General features: G+C 54.3%; 15 protein-coding genes. 1 reads left to right on the plus strand and 14 read right to left on the minus strand.

Annotated features, from left to right (window positions below):
- The first annotated feature begins 40 nt into the window (after positions 1 to 40).
- Complete coding sequence (locus JSS75_14675) at positions 41 to 643, plus strand: ATP-dependent Clp protease proteolytic subunit (protein ID MBS1904946.1); 603 nt, start codon at positions 41 to 43, stop codon at positions 641 to 643.
- 83 nt (positions 644 to 726) lie between these two features.
- Here JSS75_14675 and JSS75_14680 read toward each other — a convergent pair whose 3' ends face one another.
- The 14 genes from JSS75_14680 to JSS75_14745 all read right to left on the minus strand — a co-directional run.
- Positions 727 to 1,605: a phosphatase PAP2 family protein gene (locus tag JSS75_14680; GenBank protein MBS1904947.1), complete on the minus strand. Its 879-nt coding sequence runs from the start codon at positions 1,603 to 1,605 to the stop codon at positions 727 to 729.
- Position 1,606: 1 nt separating this feature from the next.
- A complete protein-coding gene (gene ppk1, locus JSS75_14685) occupies positions 1,607 to 3,682 on the minus strand; it encodes a polyphosphate kinase 1 (protein MBS1904948.1) in 2,076 nt (691 codons plus the stop codon).
- A 127-nt stretch (positions 3,683 to 3,809) separates the two neighbouring features.
- Positions 3,810 to 4,895 carry an HD domain-containing protein gene (locus JSS75_14690; GenBank protein MBS1904949.1) on the minus strand — a complete coding sequence of 362 codons (1,086 nt, stop codon included), beginning with the start codon at positions 4,893 to 4,895 and terminating at the stop codon, positions 3,810 to 3,812.
- A gap of 94 nt (positions 4,896 to 4,989) precedes the next feature.
- A complete protein-coding gene (locus JSS75_14695; protein ID MBS1904950.1) occupies positions 4,990 to 5,361 on the minus strand; it encodes a GxxExxY protein in 372 nt (123 codons plus the stop codon).
- Between the two features lie 72 nt (positions 5,362 to 5,433).
- A complete protein-coding gene (locus JSS75_14700) occupies positions 5,434 to 7,149 on the minus strand; it encodes an acyl--CoA ligase (protein ID MBS1904951.1) in 1,716 nt (571 codons plus the stop codon).
- 27 nt (positions 7,150 to 7,176) lie between these two features.
- Entirely contained in the window at positions 7,177 to 8,214 is a 1,038-nt protein-coding gene (locus JSS75_14705; protein MBS1904952.1) for an adenylate/guanylate cyclase domain-containing protein, read from the minus strand.
- Positions 8,215 to 8,220: 6 nt separating this feature from the next.
- Positions 8,221 to 10,005: a BamA/TamA family outer membrane protein gene (locus JSS75_14710; GenBank protein ID MBS1904953.1), complete on the minus strand. Its 1,785-nt coding sequence runs from the start codon at positions 10,003 to 10,005 to the stop codon at positions 8,221 to 8,223.
- Between the two features lie 90 nt (positions 10,006 to 10,095).
- A complete protein-coding gene (locus tag JSS75_14715; protein ID MBS1904954.1) occupies positions 10,096 to 10,881 on the minus strand; it encodes a hypothetical protein in 786 nt (261 codons plus the stop codon).
- Between the two features lie 309 nt (positions 10,882 to 11,190).
- Positions 11,191 to 13,617, minus strand: coding sequence for a hypothetical protein (locus tag JSS75_14720; GenBank protein MBS1904955.1), 2,427 nt, complete (start codon positions 13,615 to 13,617; stop codon positions 11,191 to 11,193).
- Between the two features lie 195 nt (positions 13,618 to 13,812).
- Positions 13,813 to 14,832 (minus strand): peptidoglycan DD-metalloendopeptidase family protein, encoded by a 1,020-nt coding sequence (locus tag JSS75_14725; protein MBS1904956.1) that lies wholly within the window; start codon positions 14,830 to 14,832, stop codon positions 13,813 to 13,815.
- An 81-nt stretch (positions 14,833 to 14,913) separates the two neighbouring features.
- Positions 14,914 to 15,450, minus strand: a complete 537-nt coding sequence (locus tag JSS75_14730) for a DUF4199 domain-containing protein (protein ID MBS1904957.1) — start codon at positions 15,448 to 15,450, stop codon at positions 14,914 to 14,916.
- A 99-nt stretch (positions 15,451 to 15,549) separates the two neighbouring features.
- Positions 15,550 to 16,245, minus strand: coding sequence for a VIT1/CCC1 transporter family protein (locus tag JSS75_14735; protein ID MBS1904958.1), 696 nt, complete (start codon positions 16,243 to 16,245; stop codon positions 15,550 to 15,552).
- A 157-nt stretch (positions 16,246 to 16,402) separates the two neighbouring features.
- Positions 16,403 to 16,879, minus strand: coding sequence for an FKBP-type peptidyl-prolyl cis-trans isomerase (locus JSS75_14740; GenBank protein MBS1904959.1), 477 nt, complete (start codon positions 16,877 to 16,879; stop codon positions 16,403 to 16,405).
- Between the two features lie 381 nt (positions 16,880 to 17,260).
- The coding region (locus JSS75_14745; protein MBS1904960.1) for a T9SS type A sorting domain-containing protein at positions 17,261 to 20,048 on the minus strand (2,788 nt) is incomplete at its 5' end.

Here is a 20,048-nt window from a genome sequence, read left to right on the forward strand (position 1 = left end):
GCTGACAAGCCTCTACGAGGCGAGCCCGATCTCCGCAGCCTTGGTGCCGATGGTCGTCGAGCAAACGTCGCGTGGCGAGCGAGCATATGATATCTTTTCTCGGTTGCTCAAAGAGCGCATCGTCTTCATCGGCACACCGATCGACGATACGGTCTCGAGCCTGATCATTGCGCAGTTGCTGTTCCTCGAATCCGAAGATCCGGACAAGGACATCAACATCTACATCAACTCGCCCGGCGGCTCGGTCTCGGCAGGGCTGGCGATCTACGATACGATGCAGTACATCAAGCCGGACTGCGCGACGATCTGCATGGGCATGGCGGCATCGATGGCATCGATCCTGCTCGCAGGCGGTACGGCCGGCAAGCGTTCGGCGCTCCCGCATTCGCGCATCATGATCCACCAGCCGCTCGGCGGAACGCAGGGTCAGGCACGCGACATCGAGATCTACACGAAGGAGATGCTCCGTGTCCGCAACGAACTCTATGCGATCTACTCGAAACATACCGGAAAGCCGACGGACCAGATCATGATCGACTGCGACCGTGATAACTACATGTCGCCGGACGAAGCGAAGGATTATCACCTCATCGACGCCGTCATGACGCAGAACGAGCGTAAGGATACGAAGACCACCTCGTAACGAGTTACGTATTTAAATGACAACAGTCAGGTTGGGACACCCCGGCCTGACTGTTTTTTTACAGGAAGCGAACTTCCACAGTATTAAAAATGATAGCTCAGGCTCAAACCGCCAAGGCTTGGGGTAATCTCGAGACCGGACTGGTCGAGCGGATGACTCGCTTCGTTATTCTTCCGCCTCTCGTCGCGATGTACAACCCACAATCCTGTTGTCGTTGCAATCGCGGCGCCGAGAAACGTGTCGGATAGCCAATGCTTGTCATGATACATCCGTGAAAATGCCGTCGTAGCAGCAGCGCCATAGAGCAACACCGTCGCAATTGGGTGGTCGATCCGCGCTGCAAGTACCGAGGAAATCGCGAACGCTACCGTCGTATGTCCGCTCGGCATCGAGAACCGCGCATCGTTGAACGAGAACGGGTGAAATGAGTACGAGCCATCGCCGGTAAACGGGCGCGAGCGGCCGAGTGCGTATTTGACCACTGTTGTAGTCACGCCGGCGAGCGCAAGCGTCTCGATCAATTCCCGCCCGGTCACCCGAAGGTCTTCCGAGCCGAATGCCAACCCACCGAGATACGTCACTGCACATGCACCGCCAATGGCGTAAATATCGCCATAATGTGTTGCAAGGTTCATGAAGTCCTGCATGGACGCACTTTGCGAGGAGGTCAGCGAAGCATGTCGGCCTGCGCTGTCGAGGGGCATGAGCACGCCCGTCCCGCCAACGACGATCGCCGTATTGCGCCAGTCAGTCCCATCGTAATGCAATGGTGCGGTGAAGTACGGACCTACATCGCTCCAGACGACCGCGATGTCGCTCCCGATCGTTGCGAAGAAGCTGCGATGTGTCGCGGTTGAATCGGCCGCCTGTGCCGTGCCGAAGGATAGCACGCTGGTCAACAACAGAACAACACCGGTAATCAACGAGGCGGGTCTGCTTGCGTGGGAATGCGTTGTGCTCAATTCAAAGCGGTTTGTGCTTCGTTCGCAGAAGCTTGTGGATCTCGATCTGTGACTGCACCTTCGGCGTATCGGCACGGGTACTCTTATAGCGATTCATCTTGCCTTTCGTCAGCACACGTGCCTTGACGTTGTCGCGAAGTTGCAGGTCCAGTAACGCACGGATCTGCTCTCGGATTCGCTCGTCATAGACGGGGAAGCCGACTTCGATACGATGGGAGAGGTTACGAGTCATCCAATCCGCACTCGACAAATAGAGCCGTTCGTTACCGCCGTTGTAGAAATAGTACACACGTGCGTGTTCAAGATATCGATCGACGATACTAATCCCACGAATATTTGTGCTATAGGGCGATGCTCCAACGACCGCACAGCACACACCGCGAATGATGAGCTGCACCTTCACCCCGGCCGTACTCGCTTCGTAGAGCTTCGCGATCATCTCCTCATCCTCAAGCGAATTGAGCTTCAGAAGGATACGTCCCTTCCCGCCCTCTTTGACGTTCTTAATCTCCTTATCGATGAACTTCGTTAATTGCTTGCGCATCGTGAACGGCGATACGAGCAGATGGTCGAAATCGGTCGAGCGCTCCTTGCGGCCAAGGATTTGAAAGACCTCTTTTACTTCTTTCGTAATGCGCGGGTCGGTCGTGAAGAAACCGAAATCACCGTAGAGTTTCGCTGTCTTCTCGTTGAAGTTGCCGGTTGCAAGATAGCAATAGCGTTTCTTTTCTCCTGCGATCATACGCGTGACAATACACATCTTCCCGTGTACTTTCAGCCCAGGAAAGCTATAGAGGACCCGAACGCCGCCGCGTTCGAGCTCGCCGGCCCAGAAGAGATTCCGCTCCTCGTCGAATCGGGCTTTGATCTCGACGAACGCCGTCACTTCTTTACCGGCTTTTGCGCATTCCTTCAATGCCTCGACCACTTCGGAGTTATTCGCAACGCGATATAATGTGATCTTCACCGCAATCACAGATGCATCTGCCGCGGCTTCGCGAATGAACCGAACGACATACTCATACGACTGGTACGGATAGGTTACGAGTACATCGCGCGATTCGATCGCAGAAACAATCGTTGTGGCATCGGCAAACTCGGTACACGCGAGTGTCGGCAGCGGTTTGTTTTCGAGCGATGCGATCCCTGGGTTCGGGAAACTCATCAGATCGCTGAAGTTGTGATACCGACCGCCGGGAATCAGATCGTCCTCAGTGAGCTTGAATTTCTTAGCAAGGTAGCGTATTGCATCCTGTGGCATCGCCGGATCGTATAGAAATCGCGACGGCACGCCCTTCCTTCGACTTCCCAAACTCTCTTTAATCATTGCGAGAAGGTCACCCTGGAATTCATCTTCGATGTGCAATTCCGCGTCGCGGGTGAGCTTGAACGAATACGCACCGAGTACATCGTGCCGAGGAAACATTTCTTTGAGCGACACACGGATCACATCGTCGATGAACAGGATATGCGTATCCTTGCCGTCGTTCGGGAGCGTATAAAACCGTGGGAGTTTATCGGTTGGGATCTCGAGAATCGCAAATTGCACGTCTCCGGCATTCGGATAATTTCCGTCAGCCCGAGTCGCCAACTCGATCACAAAATAGAGCGAGCGATTCTTCAGAAACGGTTGCAGCGCTGGATTATTGAGAAAGACCGGGTCGAGGGTCGGCAATACCGTTTCACGGAAATAGGCCCGCACCTGTTCGTTCTGGGTTGGCGTTAACTGTGTTTCGTTGACGAGATAAATGCGATGCTTGTGCAGTCCCGGGACGATCTTCGTTTGAAATATCTTGCCAAAGATTTCCTGTTGCGCGCGAACGATCTTATGAATCTTCTTCAGCAGCTTTTCCGGTTCGAGGTCCAGTCCGCTCTTTGCCGCTTTCTTGCTATTGAGCAGGCTCCGAAGCGATGCCACCCGCACGCGGAAGAACTCGTCGAGATTCGACGAATAGATTGCGAGAAATTTGATCCGCTCGAATAGTGGGTTACGCGGATCGGCGGCTTCTTGCAGGACGCGTTCGTTGAACTGCAGCCAGCTAATCTCGCGGTTAATCGTCTTTTGCGACGCCGGCATTGAATTGAGTGGTTCGATCGAGAATGTCATAAGCCGGCAAAATAGCCGAATGACATTACTATACGATTAGTGAAGTATTATGCGTATGTAAAGCGACAGCGAGGGATGTTGTTCCCATCCCCAATCTTTAGTAGCGCATCGTTTGCGGATAGAACCACACGAGCAGGTGTGTAATTACTCCGACCACAATACCAAGCACGAACCAGAGAGTCACCCATTGGTTCGTAGCTTCTTTGCGTTCGGCGGAGTGTCCGAGTTCGTCAAGCTCGGTGTGTAAACGTTCGGCTGTGAGCTGACCGCTATGGTCGGTAACACGATACGAGAGTGACCGAATGCTGGCGAACAACGATAGCAAGAAACAAGGAGCGAACAGGATATACGGTTTTCCGAAGATAGACGTATGCCCTACACGTAATGCATCGTTCGCGAGTACGAGCAGCAACACAATATTCGCAACGAGGAAAAATTGAGCCCTTCGGTTGGCAAGCTCGATCAGACGGACACTTTTGTCCGTCATAAGCATCAGGAGCGAAAGGTCCGGCGATTGTAGAGGTGCGGCAGACTGGATGGGCGCCGCAGACTCAGGGGCGGATTCACTGACTGTCGGTGGTGCGGATTCCGTCTTCTGTTTGTAGAGTCTCCTGAGATTCTCCGCTTGTCTGGGCGCATATCGTTCTTGCGCCGCACGGGTAAAGAAGGTGTGCTTCGAGAGGAGATCGATATTCTGCTCCAGCCACTCTTCATCGGTATAGTGGCGACCCTGTGCGCGTTCCCATTCGATGCGCAGGAGCTCGCTCTGCTCGAAGAAGCTTTTCTTGCCAAGCGATGCCAGGTCGGCGTCGGCAACAATCTCTTCGAGAATATTACGTGGAGATTGCGGGATCCGTGTTGCACGGATGCAGCCGAGAACGACTTCGATCTTCTCCTGCGCGTATGCCTGCGAACGTAAGTACTCGGCAGCAATCCGAACACTGATTTCTTCGTGACCTTTGTACAGCTCCGTGTACCCCGTGTCGTGCAACAACGACGCAAGCATGACGACCTCCACTCCTTCCTCGCCCAACTCCGTATCCTGCGCCAGCTTGCGAGCCGTCTTGGTGACGGACTCGGAATGAGCGTAGGTGTGGTAGACGAGGTAGTCCGGCAGCTTGTGCTTGAAGAGATCGAAAACGAACTCCTCGGTGCGCGCGATAATATCGTGGTGCTCGGTCATGCTCTTTGATTCAAAAATAAGATACTTTGAGCGAAGCGAGCAAATTATTAACCACAGAGGTACACAGAGGGCACACAGAGTAACACAGAGAAATTCAAAGTGCAAAACGCCTCAGCCCTTCCTTAAGGTGGGCCACATTGAAATTGATAAGCAAGCCCACTCTGCATTTTGAGAGCTTGAGGTATGTTAGAACTTGCGCTGTGTGGACATCCGTCAACCCCTCCACAGCTTTGATCTCGACTACAACCTGATTTTCAACAAGCAAATCGATGCGGTATCCACAATCTAATTTCACATCGTGATACACTAACGGGAACGCTCGCTCCTTTTCTACGAACAATCCCTCCTGCCGTAGCTCGAACAGTAAGCATTCTTGATATGCGCTTTCGAGCAGGCCCGGTCCCAATGCAGAATGTACTTTCATTGCGCATCCGATGATCTTGTGCGTGAGTTCGTTCGTAGAAATAATGCTCTGTGATACTCTGTGTGCCCTCTGTGTACCTCTGTGGTTAGACCCGGCTGAAGTTGGTACGGGTCTCTATTTTCTCTCCTTGCGAAACTGCACGGCCCTCCACTCAGCGAAGAGATGTTTACATTTGTTACGTTGGTACTTCCCCGTGCTTGTCACAGGCAGCTCTTCACCGAAGATCACCACCTTCGGAGCCTTGGAAAAAGGGAGGTGTTCTTTGCAGAAGGTAATGATCTCGGATTCGCTCACCTCCGATCCGTCCGCTCGCTGTACATACGCACCGACCTCCTCGCCGTAAAAATCATTCTCGAAGCCGACGGCGATGCCCGCCTTCACGCCCGGACACCGGCCGATGACCTCGTCGATCTCCAGCGGAGAGAGATTTACTCCGCCGCGAATGATAAGTTCTTTCAGACGGCCGGTAATGAAGAAGTACTTCTTCCCTTCCGCATCGAGCTGATAGAATCCTTCATCACCAGAGCGAAACCAGCCGTACGAAAACGTGCTTGCGTTGGCCTCGTCGTTGTTGTAGTAATACTTCATCACGTTAAACCCGCGAATGGCGATCTCGCCGCGTTCGCCGGGCGCGAGTTCATTCCCATTCTCATCGGCGATCATCATCTCGTTCTGTGGAATGGCCTGCCCAATTGACGGGAAGCCGAAGTCGCGCATCCAATGCGTGTGCTCATCCGCACCGAGCGACGTCGGGAGGTAGCACGAGTAACACGTCGTTTCCGAAAGGCCGTACCCGTGCACGATCGGGATAGAGAACAGATCCTCGAACTGCTGCCCGAGTTCGACCGTGAGCGGACCCGCACCGCAGATGATATGTCGGAAGCCAGAAGGAGCCGGGATGCCCAACTGCGGATTGGCGCGGTAGTATTCGATGAGGAATGCCAACAGCGTCGGCACGACGCTCACGACGTTCACCTTCTCCGATTCGATTCGTGGGAAGAATTGCTCCGATTGGAATTTCTGGTTCAATACCACCGTCGCTCCGGCGTACATCGGCGTGACGAGCGTCACGATCGTACCATTGACGTGGTGGATCGGCAGCACACACATCATGCGCTGCGAGTTGGTGATGCCATGCCATTCGCTAATGCCTTTGGCATCGATGAGCAAGTTATACTGCGTCAGCACGACACCTTTCGGATTGCCAGTCGTACCGCTGGTATAGACGATCAGCGCCTCGTCATCCTTCGTCACTGCCTCCTCGGAGCGAAAGATTGATTCTGCCGTTGCAAGTTCATCCTCGTACGAATAGAAACCCTTCGGCAGATCCTTCGGGGACATACTGCCGCAGACCATCGTCACGACCACATTCGTCGCTTCGGCGATGATCGGAGCGACACGCTCTACATACTCATTTCGAATGAATGCGAGCTTTACACCGCTATTCTGGAGGATATATGAGATACGTCCGTCGTCTTCCGAAAGACTCACCGGCACGACACACACGCCCATGAGCCACGCCGCATAGTAATGCACGACAGTATCGGCATGATTATGTGCGATGGTTGCGATGCGGTCGCCGCGGCGCACACCATGCGTGCGCATCATGTCGGCGCACATCGAGGCGAGCATGAAGAAATCCTTATAATTGTCCTCGCGGCGGTTGCCATCGATATCGTAATAGATAAGGTACGGCTTCGTATCGTAATCGCGCGCACGCTTGAACATCAGCTCCCCGATGTTCTCATACCCCGCATACCCGGCCGGCGCATTTGGGTCGGTAATCGTACGTGCATGCTCGATTTTTCTCAGGATATCCCCGTTCAACATGATTCACTCGAATGTAAGAATGCAAATTTACGCCGCCGCCACGCTGTACAACTCCACCTCGTGCTCCTTGCCTTTGAGGAGGAACGAACCGACGCGGTCGGCATGATATGGCAGGCGTTCCATCGGGAGGGCATCGAGAAGTTCGCGACTGACGAGAATGATCGCGCCGAGTGAATGACATTTCTCTTTGATACGCGAGGATGTATTGACGACGTCGCCCTGGAAGACGATCTCTTGTTTAACATCGCCGATTTGCCCCGCGATCACCGTACCGCAATGCATCCCCGCTTTGAATCCCGGTACCATCCCGTATTTCTGCAGGTACTTCGGCGAGAGCTCGTCCATGATACGGCAGATGCGGAAGAAACACTCGAGGCAGTTGCCGGTAGATCGGTGATGGCTGTCGAGCTTCCATGTGACAACGATCTCGTCGCCGACATATTGGTATATCTCTCCGCGACTTTCGACGATAGCGGGTGTGATATCGAAGATATAATCGTCGATCAGTTCGTGGAACCGGATGTTTCCAAGACGCTCGGCAAGCGTTGTCGACGCATCCAGATCGAGAAACATAAAAATGCGCTCTTCTTCGATCGGGCGTGCGTAGCGGCCGATGACCATATTGATGAGCACATTCTGCCCGAGCATGCGGCTCATTTGGCGAATCATGTTGATCAAGAATGCTGCCGTGAGTGCATACACGACGATATAGAGCAAGTCGCCGCCGAAGAGAAATTGTTGCGTGCTCGGTTCGCGGTATGCTTGCAGCAACGAACTGCCGTCGCGAATCATCCGAAGTCCCAGCTCGAAGAACACCGCATAAAATACTACTACCGCGATCTGAAGCGTCGTGCGAACGACCAATGCAGAGAGAAACGGGATTCGCCGCAGGCGCCGGGCAAGAATTTCAAGATCGAGGTATGCGAGCGTCACCGCAATAGCGATACCCATGATCATCCCATTGGTCATCGAACGACTCGCAAACCCATACAGGAGGGCAGGCAACGCACCACCGACTACAATGCCGGCAAGTGCGAAAAGAATATAGGTGCGTGTCCGGTTCACGAATCGTTAGAACGCGAAGCCCGTGGTGAGGTATATCTGCGTTGCCTCGCTCGAATGCGCTAACGTCAGTGCAACCGTGTGCTCGCTTGTCACCGGAGCGAACCACAATCCGCCGCCGACGGACGTATGCCACGTATTCGAGAAATCGTTATCGACATAGACGCGACCGGCATCGATGAAACCGAGGATACCGATCGTGGTCGGTTCGAATACATGTACTCGTGCAATCTGGATACGAAGATCGGCCGAGGCGAGTAATGACTGCACGCCGGCGAAACGATCGCGGTAATATCCGCGCAGCATCGTCGCACTGCCGAGAAATGCAGATTCATTGAAGGGATGTTCGCCGAAGATTTTCTCCACGTCGGCCCGCAAGGCAAGCGTCACCGGTGTGCCGAGCTCTGCTGTGAGATAGCCGCGAATATCGGTATGCAAGCGAGTGTACGCGTATGTATTATCCAATACCTCCGGCACCCATTCGCCGGAAAATGCTGCATAGAGTCCGCTGGTTGGCGCATGCAAGCCGTTGCGAGAATCGAACACACCCCCATAGGAGAGCGCAAGAGTATTCAGCGTTCCGACGCCATAGTCATGGCGGCGCTTGAGGAAGGTCGAGTCACGATATGGATTACCGTCCACCGTAACCGAACGGATCGCTGCCGAGCCCCAGAGCGATGTATTCTCGACAATCGAATGTTTGTAGGTCGGCGCAAACGAGAAGGCTCGTTCGTTCAGGCGATAATCGTTCGTGTCGTATCGGGCCGACTCGAGCGTCGTCTCATTACCATAGCCGAAGAACCCAAGCCTTCCGAGCGTCGATGCATGTGCATCGAGCAGCAACTCACCACCGAGCACATTGTAGAATGTCGTATTGAGCCGCACATCATAGTGCTTTGCTTTAGTCGCGAATACGCCCTCAAGCGACATCGTCATGAAACTCGGGATATCTCGGAATCCATATTCGATGAGCGTGCCGCCGGCACCGGTGATCGCGCCGTCATCCGTCGTGAAGCCAAGAGAAGGGTGATAGTGCCACGCATGGCCCCAATCGCGCACGAGCGGCTCTGCGACGTCCGAGTCGTCGAAGACCGAGTGCTTACTGTCGATCACCGTGCTCGGCGAATAGACGAAGTTCGTCTCGTTCGGCTCACCAAAGAAGTAGGTTTTCTTCTGATCTTTTGCGATCGGCAAGATATGCCACAGATAGCCGCTCACACGCGAACTATCGACCAACTCGTCGTTTCCGCTGCCACCGACCACCGCAACATCGATACTCGATGCAACCGAACCACGCGCGATGGCATAATCATCTTCGCCACGCAGATGGATGCGAATCTCATCGGTCTTATCGGCGGTGAACTGATGCTCGAAGATCGGCTTGCCGCCTTTGCCGCCGGTGCTGCGGTCACGCTGATAGATGCGCACATCTACGGTATCGTCGGCGCTTCGCTCGATCTCGGTGTATTCCTGTTCGTCGGAGCAACGAATATCGACGAAGCGGGCCACACAATTGGAATCTGCAATCTCGCCGGCAAATGCATTGTGTGCGATATCGATGACGGTCAGTCCGCCCACATAGTGCACGATCTGATCGATGTGATCGAAGTCGCCCGAGACCGGCACACGGCTTGCAAACGTCGAATCGAACAGAAAATGATAGAACCAGGAATGGTGCAATGAATCGACCGCCTCGGCAGGAGCGACGGCCGAGTCAGCTTCCTGCGCACGCAGCGGCCGCACGGCAGCCGAGCAGACGATCAGGATGAATGCAACGAGTATGTACCTACGCAATCGGCGGATGAATTACGAAGCAAGCACAACAAAGATACCACCGGAAGAATTGAACGTGGGAAATTGAGCGTCATGAAAGAACCAACCGCGTTACGGCACCACGAACGACGTTGTCAGCTCGCCGAGGCGAGCGAAGTAGAGGCCGGGGGGAAGGACCGAGCGTTTCAATGAGAGAGCCTGAGGAGTTATACTTATCTGCTCACTCTTCATAATCCGTCCCAGAACATCACTCACAACCAGGGTCTCAGGATGATTCAACCGGGGAATATTTATGCTGATCTCACCGCTCTCCAAGACGTAGAATATCTTCAAAGCTGAACGGTCAATCGCGGGACTCGACGGAGTCAACAAAGACGAGGAATCCACGGATATCGAGAACACGAACCGTGAGGGTACAGTATCCGGGGCCATTTTAACGAAGTGGAAGGTCTCGAGTGAATACGACGTATCGCTTAAAGGCTTTTGATTGAAGACAGTGAACTGCATCGTATCAAATTCTGCATAGCATTGAGTGTTCGTCATAAGTGCATGCGGTGATCCGAGCGAATCGGTCACATACGGAAACGGTCGAGCATGAATATGGCATGTAGTATGATGTTGCTCGTCGCGATAGTCATAGTCGACGTGGTAATCAATTGTCAACGTCTCAACAATAGCCGCGCCTGGGTCAACGACAATGTGGACGTGATCATCATCTGAATAGAAAGGACTCCCGGAAGATGCAAACCACAGATCAACCGTGTCCCCTGTGCTTCGATAGCCCGTCATCTGGGAAGCCGGTCCTAACCCGTAGCCGAATTCAAAAAGCTTTGTTGTATCATAAGAGGTGGTCGTAGCACCATTCACCTCATAGTGATAATCAATCCAGATCGGCAAGTCAATTGACAATTGGATGGGGGTCCCAAACCGAAGTTGTGCCACGGTAGACCTACTACTCAGCATAGAGAGTAGACAAAGCGTGAGGCAAAGACCATGTCTGAGTAGTCTATTCATAGACTCTTGTTAGCACTATCTATTCTTCAGCCACGGTTTGTTTCTTAAGATGGCGAAACGAACATTACAAACACTTCAGTGGTGTTCAGTCCCCTACCCTATATATCAGAGGACACCCGAGAATCATTCATCGGCGCAAAAAAAAAGGGCACAACCCTGTGCCCCTTCCACAAACCATATCCAACGAAAGAGTTACTTGATCACCCGATCAATGATCTCTTTCTGCCACGGCTCCCACGACTTCGACTTGTAGTAGGTCATCATCATCGTGCGGAATTTCGTTTGTTCGTAGTACTTCGCGAGCACGGCGTTCGCCGAACCGGCGAGGCGGTTGTTCGTCGAGAGCAGCGCGTCGATGAGGTTTGCGACGAGCGGTTCGTTGAGGTAGTTCAACCGTTGCAGCGCGCTCATGGCCGCCTGGCGCGTGATGAACTCATAGGAGATGCTTGCGTAATCGACAAGCTGATCGATGGCCGCCTGATCGCCTCCCTGCGCCTTGAGCTCGAGCCACTTCAGACGGACTTTGTGCTCCATGCCGTCGACATCCTTCGTCATGTCGAGGTACTTCGCCGTGTTCTGCGGGAAGCTCTCGCAGAGCTTATCGAGCGCAGTGGCGATCGTTGCGTACGACGAATCCTTCAACAGGACTTCCATATCGCTTTCAAGATCGCTCGGGATGAAGCGATACGCATTGAGCGCCGCCTGACGAACGCCGAGTACCGAGTCTTTGATCGCACGGCGAATGATGGCACGGGCTTCCGGCGAGTTATCGCTCGAAAGCTGGTTCACGATCTCGGAACGTGTTGCTTCGTAGTGTTCGTGATCGAATGCCTGCACCAACACGGAGCGACGGTCGCTCGACGGGATCGACGAATCGTCACGCAGCGCGACAAGCGCATCGTAGCGATCGAGCATCTTCGGCGCACCGAGCGCCTGTGCTTTCAGCTCGTCGAACGACTTCTTGAAATTCACTTTCTTGACGATCTCGTCACCCGGATCGAAGAGCACATACGCGATCGTTTTGCCCGAGGAGTTCGGAACAACGACCGTATGCGTCTGCTGCTCGATCCACTCCCGCACCGAATCCTTCGTCCCGTCGGTATAATGTACTTCGAAGACGATCGGCATTTTGAAGAGCTTCGTCAGCTCGTCGGTATGCTGGGTTTGCGAAACGGTAATGTCGGTCTCGTTCGAATGCGCTTTGTAGCTCACATCATAGATCGGATAACCGCCACGATAGAGCCACTCTTCGAAAAACCAATCGGGCGAGAGGCCGAGCGTGTCCTGAAAAGCCTGATACAGATCGTTCGTCTCGACGTTCTTATATGCGTGGTGCGTCAGGTAATAGTGATAGACGTGCCGCATTTCTTCCTCGCCGAAGCAATAAAGCATCATGCCGATGACCGCCGATCCGCTCGGATAGATGCGAGACCCGCCCGCCTTCACATGCACGATCGGGAAACGATCGGCATCGTTGGCCGAAAGCATTGCATTATGCTCACCGCGGCGATTCCACTCATACGCATCTTCGCCGAAGATCTCGCGTGTGAAGAGCTTCGGGAAAAACGTGGCGTGGCTTTCGTGCAGCCACATGTTCGGCCCGTTGCGGATGGTGATATAGTCACCGAACCACTGGTGCGTCAGTTCATGCACATCGACGCCAAGATAGCCTCGGTCAAGCGTGCCACGTTCGTCGTTGAGGTAGAAGTCGCCGTAGATCGTGGCGGTGGTGTTCTCCATCGCGCCGTAGATAAAGTCCTGCACGGGAATGTTCGAGTACGACTCCCACGGAAACGGCACGCCTGTCCAGTTGGCGACGAAGTCGATACATTCGGTGGCATACTTGTACGTCGGCTTCACGTACTCCGGATGCTCGGGATAGTAGTACAAATTCACCGGCACACCCGCTTTCGTTTTGCGGTGCTCGATGCCGTACTTGCCGATACCGAGCATCACGAGATATGCCGAATGCGGATGCGTCATCTTATAGTGCCACGTCTTGGTGCCGTCGCCGTTATCCTTCTCGGCGAGCTTGGTGCCGTTCGAGAGCACTTCGTAATCCTTATCGAACTTCACGATCGTCTCGGTGATGAGCTTGTCATCCCAGTCGTCGTAGCACGGGATCCAGTAGCGGTTATCGGTGCCTTCGCCTTGCGTCCAGATCTGTTTGCGCGAAAGATTCTTCGGGTCGTTCCAGCCGATGAAGTAAATACCCTTGCGCGGCGTACACTCATATTCGAACGTGATCGAATCGTTCTCGCCCCAATGCATCGGGGACGACGGAAATACGCTCAGCCCGTCGCTCGTCGAGACGAACCGAAGCGGTTTCCCGTTGAGCAGCGCTTTCTTGATGGTAATTCCGGGGCCATCGAAATAGACCGAGTCCACGCTCGAACGAATCGGCGTGAAGTAGTGCGTGACACGGCCGATCACTTTGCTTTTGGCCGGTTCGAACGAGACTTCGATCTTCATGCGCTGCATGTCGAGCGGATGCTCGCGCGGTGCGCGCTCTGCGGGATCGACAAGATGCGTTTCCTGATATAGAACCGGAGCCTGGGCATGAACCAGTGGTACGATGAGAGCGGTCAGGACAAGCGCCGTGATGAAGCGATGAAACATAGTGTGTATGAGTGATGGAATAGAAGGGAGTAATACGAAAACGCGGAAGGGATAATTCCGAGGGGCCGGACAGGTGTGTTACGTCATTCTGAACTGAGCGAAGCGATGTGAAGAATCCCTTCGGGATATGGGCGAACAGTCCCGGCACGCTCGACGGGATTCTTCGCTTCCACCAGACAGACAACAGCGTCCCGCCTACTTATTCTGCACCCACTCGTCGCGTACCGGCGCGTAGTTTTTCTCGACGTGCTCGATATCTTTTTTTCGTTGGACGCCGATCTCGTCGAAGAACATCGGAATCGCGTATGCATCTTGCATGACAGGCGTATTCTGCAAATGCATTTGCAGCCGCGGCTCGACACAATTTCCCGAGTTGCCGCACTTGGCAATGACCTGCCCGCGAGATACCTTGTCCCCGACCTTCACCGACACGCTGCCGCGCTGTAGATGCGACAGCACCACGTACTCGTTCTCGGCGATCTTAATAACAATGGCATTCCCAAGCGCTTCATGTTCGTTCGCGCTGAAGGGGTCGTTGTCACGAACGCCGTCGATCGCATCGGTAACGGTCCCGTCGGCCGGGGAAAGGATATCTTTTCCCCAGGCGAAAAAGTCGCTGTCCGATTTTCCCTCGCCATTATAGCTTTTGCCGATCTGGTCGGTCACATTCCAGTCGATAGCATATCGTTGGTTCTTCGAGTCGTGGTGGAAGTTCTGCTCTTTTGTATCGCCGCCCCAGACCACATTCCATCGGCCCTTGAACGGAAGCGAGAGTTTCACGGAGTTGCGTGTCGGCAGCGGGGCTTCGACTTTGTGGGGGATGAAATACAACCCCGAAATATGGTCGGCCGAATCGATGGCAAGTTGCAGGTCGAGAATCCCCTTTTGGAATTTCACTGGGATAATGGCAACATCCTTCCACTTGATGCGCACGTCACCGAGCATCTCGACGGTACCAAGCTCCTCGGTCATCTGCCAGAGCAGCGGTTTGAGCTTATCGGCCGGAAGCTCGCGCTTCATCACGGGGTCGAAATCGGCCTCGATGGCATCGACATCGTGGTTATTGACAGCCGCAACGATCTTCTGTGCCTTTTGCAGAAACCGCAACTGCGCGACGTCGATCGATGTGACCTGCTGCGCCAGAGCGGAGGTTGCGAATACGAGAATGCACACGACAACCATTGTCGCTGCACGAGCGATGCGAAATGTGTTCATATCTCTCTCTGTGTCTCGAGTCCCGCCGGAGCCGGGCAATACTATCGACGCCTCTGCGGAATGCTCTCGAGTATGCGTGTATTACATGCCGGCCGCAGTCGGAGTCTGGGGTTCCGCTCCGGCGTTGCCACCGATCGCTTTGACGATCGGAGCGATCAAGAGTCCAACCAGCGCACCGCCGATGAGGTACATGAATACCGTCGAAATGGCGAATCCGCTCGGACTAATAAAGAAATCCATCATGGGTTTTGCTTGCTTCATCTGATCGGCAGGCATCTTTTGTGCGATCATCGCAGCCTCCTGCATCTTGCGGGCGTTATCGATCATGTCCGTTTCGATGAACGATGCATCGACAAAGACCCAGAGCGCGCTGATCACGCCGGCAAGCAAGCAAATCATAAATGCGGTGACCCAACCGGTGCCGAACGTGAAAGCGGAGGGATCCTGCATTTTTCGTTCACGCACACCAAGGAACACGAGTGCTAGCCCGATGACGGTGCCGATCCATTGCACCCACTGCATCGATGGGTCGATCGAAATGCCGGCGAAAAACATGATGAGTCTGATCAGGATACCGGCTGCGGCGACAAAAACCGCCCATTTGAGGTACAATTGCATAGTGCTGAGTCCTTGGTTGAATAAACAAAGATACAACGGAATTGGGAACTGCGAGCACAGAATTAAGAAAGGGGGCCCGGTACTCGGAAGGCAGCAGCCTCAGGCGATCAAACGGGCGATAAGGAAGGCGGCGGCAGCGGCCAATCCGCCGATGAGCATCGTCTGAAATCCGGACCGGATCGGGTGAGCGCCGGTAAAACGACCTTTGATAATCCCGAAGACCAACAGCGCGAGAAGCGTGACGATCACCGACACCACAAGGGCATTCCGGGCCGACTCGATAAAGATATAGGGCGAGAGTGGGACCAAACCGCCGAGTACATACGACACTGCGATCGTCGCTGCACTGTTGCGGGCACGTTTCGGGTGCACCTCTTCAAGGCCGAGCTCGAAACGCATCATAAAATCGACCCATTTTTCCGGGTCACGAGCCAGGGCCTCGACAACTTGCGCGCTTTCGGCACTCGTTATTCCGTACTGCTCGAAAACTTCGGCTACCTCGTGTTTCTCGACATCGGGAATGCGAACGACCTCCTCCTGTTCTTTTCTGCGTTCGCTTGCATAATGCTCGGAGTCGCTGCGAGCAGCAAGGTAGCCGCCGAGCCCCATTGCGATCGAACCCGCCGCAATCTCGGCAAGACCCGCCGTGATGATGATCCCCGACGAATCGATCGCCCCCGACAGCCCGGCTGCCAGCGCGAACGGTACCGTCAGTCCATCGGACATCCCGATGACGATATCGCGGACGATCTCGCCGGACGTGAAGTGCTGCTCGGTATGGTGAGTCGTGGGCATATTGATCGGGATAGGTCTTTGCCGAACGCCCGCCCGGGGTTAAAACCCCGGTCTATGTATCATTCGGTCCGAAGGACGAAGAACGTATTGACGTCCGGAGGACCGAATGACACATAGCCCACGACTTTAGTCGTGGGCGAGGGCTCGGGAAGGTGCGTTACTCCGCCTTCAGCAGCTCGACTTCGAACACGAGCGTCGAGTTAGCTTTGATCTTATCGCCAACGGCGCGGTTGCCGTATGCAAGCTCGGCGGGGATGATGAGCTTACGCTTGCCGCCGACGTGCATCGTCGAGAGGCCTTCGTCCCATCCCTTGATAACCTGGCCCCGGCCAAGCATGAACTGGAACGGCTGCACATGGCCGAACTGCTCGAGTACGTTTGAATCGAACACGGTCGAATCCGTGAGCTTGCCTGTGTAGTTCACTGTGATGCGCTGGCCGGTCTGTGGCAGCGGACCGTTGCCGACTACCTCATCGACATACTTCAGGCCCGAGGCCGTCGTAACAACGTTCGATTGGGCGCCCGCTCCGCTCTTCGATGAATCGCTCGACGACTTGCTCGAGCTGCAACCAACAAGCGCCGCTGCGCCGATCATACAGATACCTGCAAACACTGTGATCTTTGAGAATGCCATAATTAGATAGATAATGGAAAGTACAAAGTTACAACCGAATGAGGAGTCGATGGTCGATGGTCGGTCGTCGATGGTCGAATGCCAACGGTCGTTTGCCGTCAATCCCGCCCACGATTGATATCGTGGGCTATGTTTCATTCGGTCCTCCGGACGTAATGCAGAAGGCAGTAGGGCGGACTCTCATTCCGTCCCCTTTTCGCACGCCTGTCATTCTGAAGCACCAGCCGAAGAATCCCTTTCGCGCAGCCGCAGCATCCCCACGCCACCACCCACCCGTAGGGGCGAGGCACGCCTCGCCCGCTCTCTCGCCCACCACCATACAAAACGGGGCGACCCCTCTCGAAGCCGCCCCGCTCGTTACTCGTTACTTTCAACTCGTTACTACTCCTGATGCACTAGCTTCACCGTCTTCACCTCACCAAAGCCGGTCGAGATGCGGGCGTAGAGTGTGCCGCTCGGCAAGCCGGTGCCATCGATGCGGATGGTATGCACCCCTGCATCGAGTGAGCGGCCCTTGCCGTCACCCCATACCATGCGTCCCAATGGGTCGTAGATCGCGACCGTGACATAGGCCATGCGATTGAGCACGTACGTGAGCTCGGTCTCCTTCGTGAAGGGGTTTGGCGTTCCGGTGAAGGAAGCCAGATACGTCGAGGATAACTGTCCCGAGTTAGGCACGCCGCTCACGTGATGTCGGATGGCATCCAGCCCAAGCTGATCGAGGGTTGGAAGTGTGGTGTCTTCGGGGATGGTGGTATCCCCTCTCAGCCAACTGTCGTGGCGTGAGCGAACAGTATTGTCATACAAGTCCTGGAAATCACTCTTGGAGCAATTGCTGGAATCGATCAGGTACTTCCAGATAGCGAGTGCGGCATTCGGAGGATTTACAGGACCGAAGGTGAATGTGCCTGCCATCACACCGACGCAAGTGCAGTAATATAGCGGGTCGGTCGTGTTCAGATACAGGACCGAAAGCAACCACTCCCTGAACCTTGCATAGCGAAACGTGTCTGTCGGATCATACAGCTGCGCGGCCCCGCTGAGTGTCGCAAAAGCATGGTATGAACCGGGTGTGTTTGCACAGGACTCAATGAAACGCCTCAATGTGTCGTACTGCATTCGATACTCATCGGTGTTCTCAGGGCGGCGGTATGTCCAAAGATACCATTGGCTACAACTGTCAGCGACTGCGGGCTTCTCAACTCGCGGGGCGGAATTCTGCCCAGCTTGTTGAAACGAGCCGCCGCAACTTATGCCCGTAATCCCGGATTCGCTCGTGAGAGCACTCGTGGATGTAGTGCTGTATGCAATGTTCTTGCAGTAGGAATCAGTACTCGAACTAGTGTTCCACAGGCCGAGACCTGTAGTTACTCCATCTCCAGTAATCCCGTCCCCGTTGTTCGGATCTACACTAGCACTACCCCAATAATTGTTACCAATGTCACCGAGGTCACTTCCAGCACCGCCTGCTTCAATCATAAAGTGTTTGTCGGTTGAACCGATGAAGTTATTCTCGGCCCAATGTGACCAGGCATTGTCTAAGTGCCCCAAGAGTGTAAGAGCACCCTCATAGAGGAAGATTTGACTGCCATGATCGGTCCATGTTCCATTTCCTTGTAGTGTGTCGAACGAAGCGATATCATTTCCACCTCCGTGAAGTCCCGTTAAGTCCACCACACTTGTCGAACTCCCTTGATAAATACCAGTTCGGGAGCAGCTGGATATGCTCGAGAAGAGAAGTCCAGGCTGGTCAAGGTACCCAGAGCTATACCCCCGGGTACAATCTAGGATTTGGTTCAATTTCACATACCCGATGTAGTATTCACTTGTGATGCCAGTACCATCCAATCCGTCGCCGTCATAAACATTTGCAATGTAGTTATTACACAGATACGACCGCGTTTGTTGTGGATCAATGCCTGTGCTATGAATCCAGATACCCGCCATATAACCCTGGTCTGTGATCTGATTGAATTCGACATTGCCAGTAGTGTTCTCAACCTCAATGGCGGCGTAGAATCTGTAGTGTGAGTGACCTGAGGATACGAATTGATTCGTTAAAAGATTGAGCTGCCCTTCGTCCCCTGCGATGTTGAAGTTTTTTGCCCACACTGTGCCATGAAACTGAGTTCCTCCGCTCGTTGCACGGTCTGCGAAGCTATTGCCGGAGATCTCAACATTATCATATCCTGCCGTGGAGGATGCCTGCCGCTCCACAAGGATTGCCGGAACATAGAAATCACTGAACGTCATATTCTGGACCCGGTAACCGAACGTGGGATCGTCAGCAATGAAGGCAAAGCGACTGGACGAGCCGCCATCGAAGACCGCCTTGTCTGGTGCCGTCAGACCGGGTGAGCCGAATCCGACCTGTGCGAACCCTCCCGTAAGTGTTACGGGGTCGAGGACATTGGTGTAGTCTGTGTTGTGCGAGTAGAGTGTGGTTCCGCTTGTGCTTGTGCCGGTACCGGAGATAGACACGACGGTGACCGGCAGCTCGGTGGACAACACCGGAATGTGAGCATTCACGGCACAATACGCAAGCGAGTTGCCGTCGGTGGCGATACTTAGGATGCCGGGCTTATTTTCCGTCGTGCTCTTGCGGATGCTCTGCTCATACATGATCTCGATATCGGCATACGAACCGGTAAGCGAGATGGCCGGGAACTGGGCGCCGCCGTGAATTCGGAGCGAGGCATAATACGGGATCGAACCACCGCCCCCGAGGTATGTCACCCCCGGGACTGGAGCGGAGGAATTCTTATCACCGAAGAACTCCCACGATCCGCCGGGTCCGACATTTACTTTACCACCATCGGTCACACCTGTGCCTACGGCAAAACGGCAGGCTGGGAAGGTAAAGAGCTGCGTGTGCCCCGGGGCGGAAGTAGGTGTAAGATCGAGTTTTAGCCCGTCCGATTGAAAGATCAGGCTGCCCTCATTCAGCGATGCAAAGTACTGTCCGGATGCAGTACCGGTTGGCTCGAGTAGGTAGAGTCTTCCAAGTCCGGTTGTCGATGATTCCCCGTAGTTTGGGTCGGTCCAAAGTGTCATCGAGACCCCGTCGCGTGCGATGAGCGCACCGGTCGAAAGGCCGCCGTGACCGCTGCCATCGGCGATGTAGCAATCGTTCGTGGCAAGCGTATTCTCCTCGATCTCTTCGTCGAAG

It is taken from the genome of Bacteroidota bacterium (assembly GCA_018266755.1).
Classification (GTDB): domain Bacteria; phylum Bacteroidota; class Ignavibacteria; order Palsa-1295; family Palsa-1295; genus JAFDZW01.

Bases quoted from the DNA above. Each gene is read 5' to 3' on its own strand.
- JSS75_14730 (MBS1904957.1), bottom strand. From the start codon at position 15,450: ATGCAATTGTACCTCAAATGGGCGGTTTTTGTCGCCGCAGCCGGTATC.
- JSS75_14735 (MBS1904958.1), bottom strand. From the start codon at position 16,245: ATGCCCACGACTCACCATACCGAGCAGCACTTCACGTCCGGCGAGATC.
- JSS75_14740 (MBS1904959.1), bottom strand. From the start codon at position 16,879: ATGGCATTCTCAAAGATCACAGTGTTTGCAGGTATCTGTATGATCGGC.
- ppk1 (MBS1904948.1), bottom strand. From the start codon at position 3,682: ATGCCGGCGTCGCAAAAGACGATTAACCGCGAGATTAGCTGGCTGCAG.
- JSS75_14690 (MBS1904949.1), bottom strand. From the start codon at position 4,895: ATGACCGAGCACCACGATATTATCGCGCGCACCGAGGAGTTCGTTTTC.
- JSS75_14725 (MBS1904956.1), bottom strand. From the start codon at position 14,832: ATGAACACATTTCGCATCGCTCGTGCAGCGACAATGGTTGTCGTGTGC.
- JSS75_14720 (MBS1904955.1), bottom strand. From the start codon at position 13,617: ATGTTTCATCGCTTCATCACGGCGCTTGTCCTGACCGCTCTCATCGTA.
- JSS75_14700 (MBS1904951.1), bottom strand. From the start codon at position 7,149: ATGTTGAACGGGGATATCCTGAGAAAAATCGAGCATGCACGTACGATT.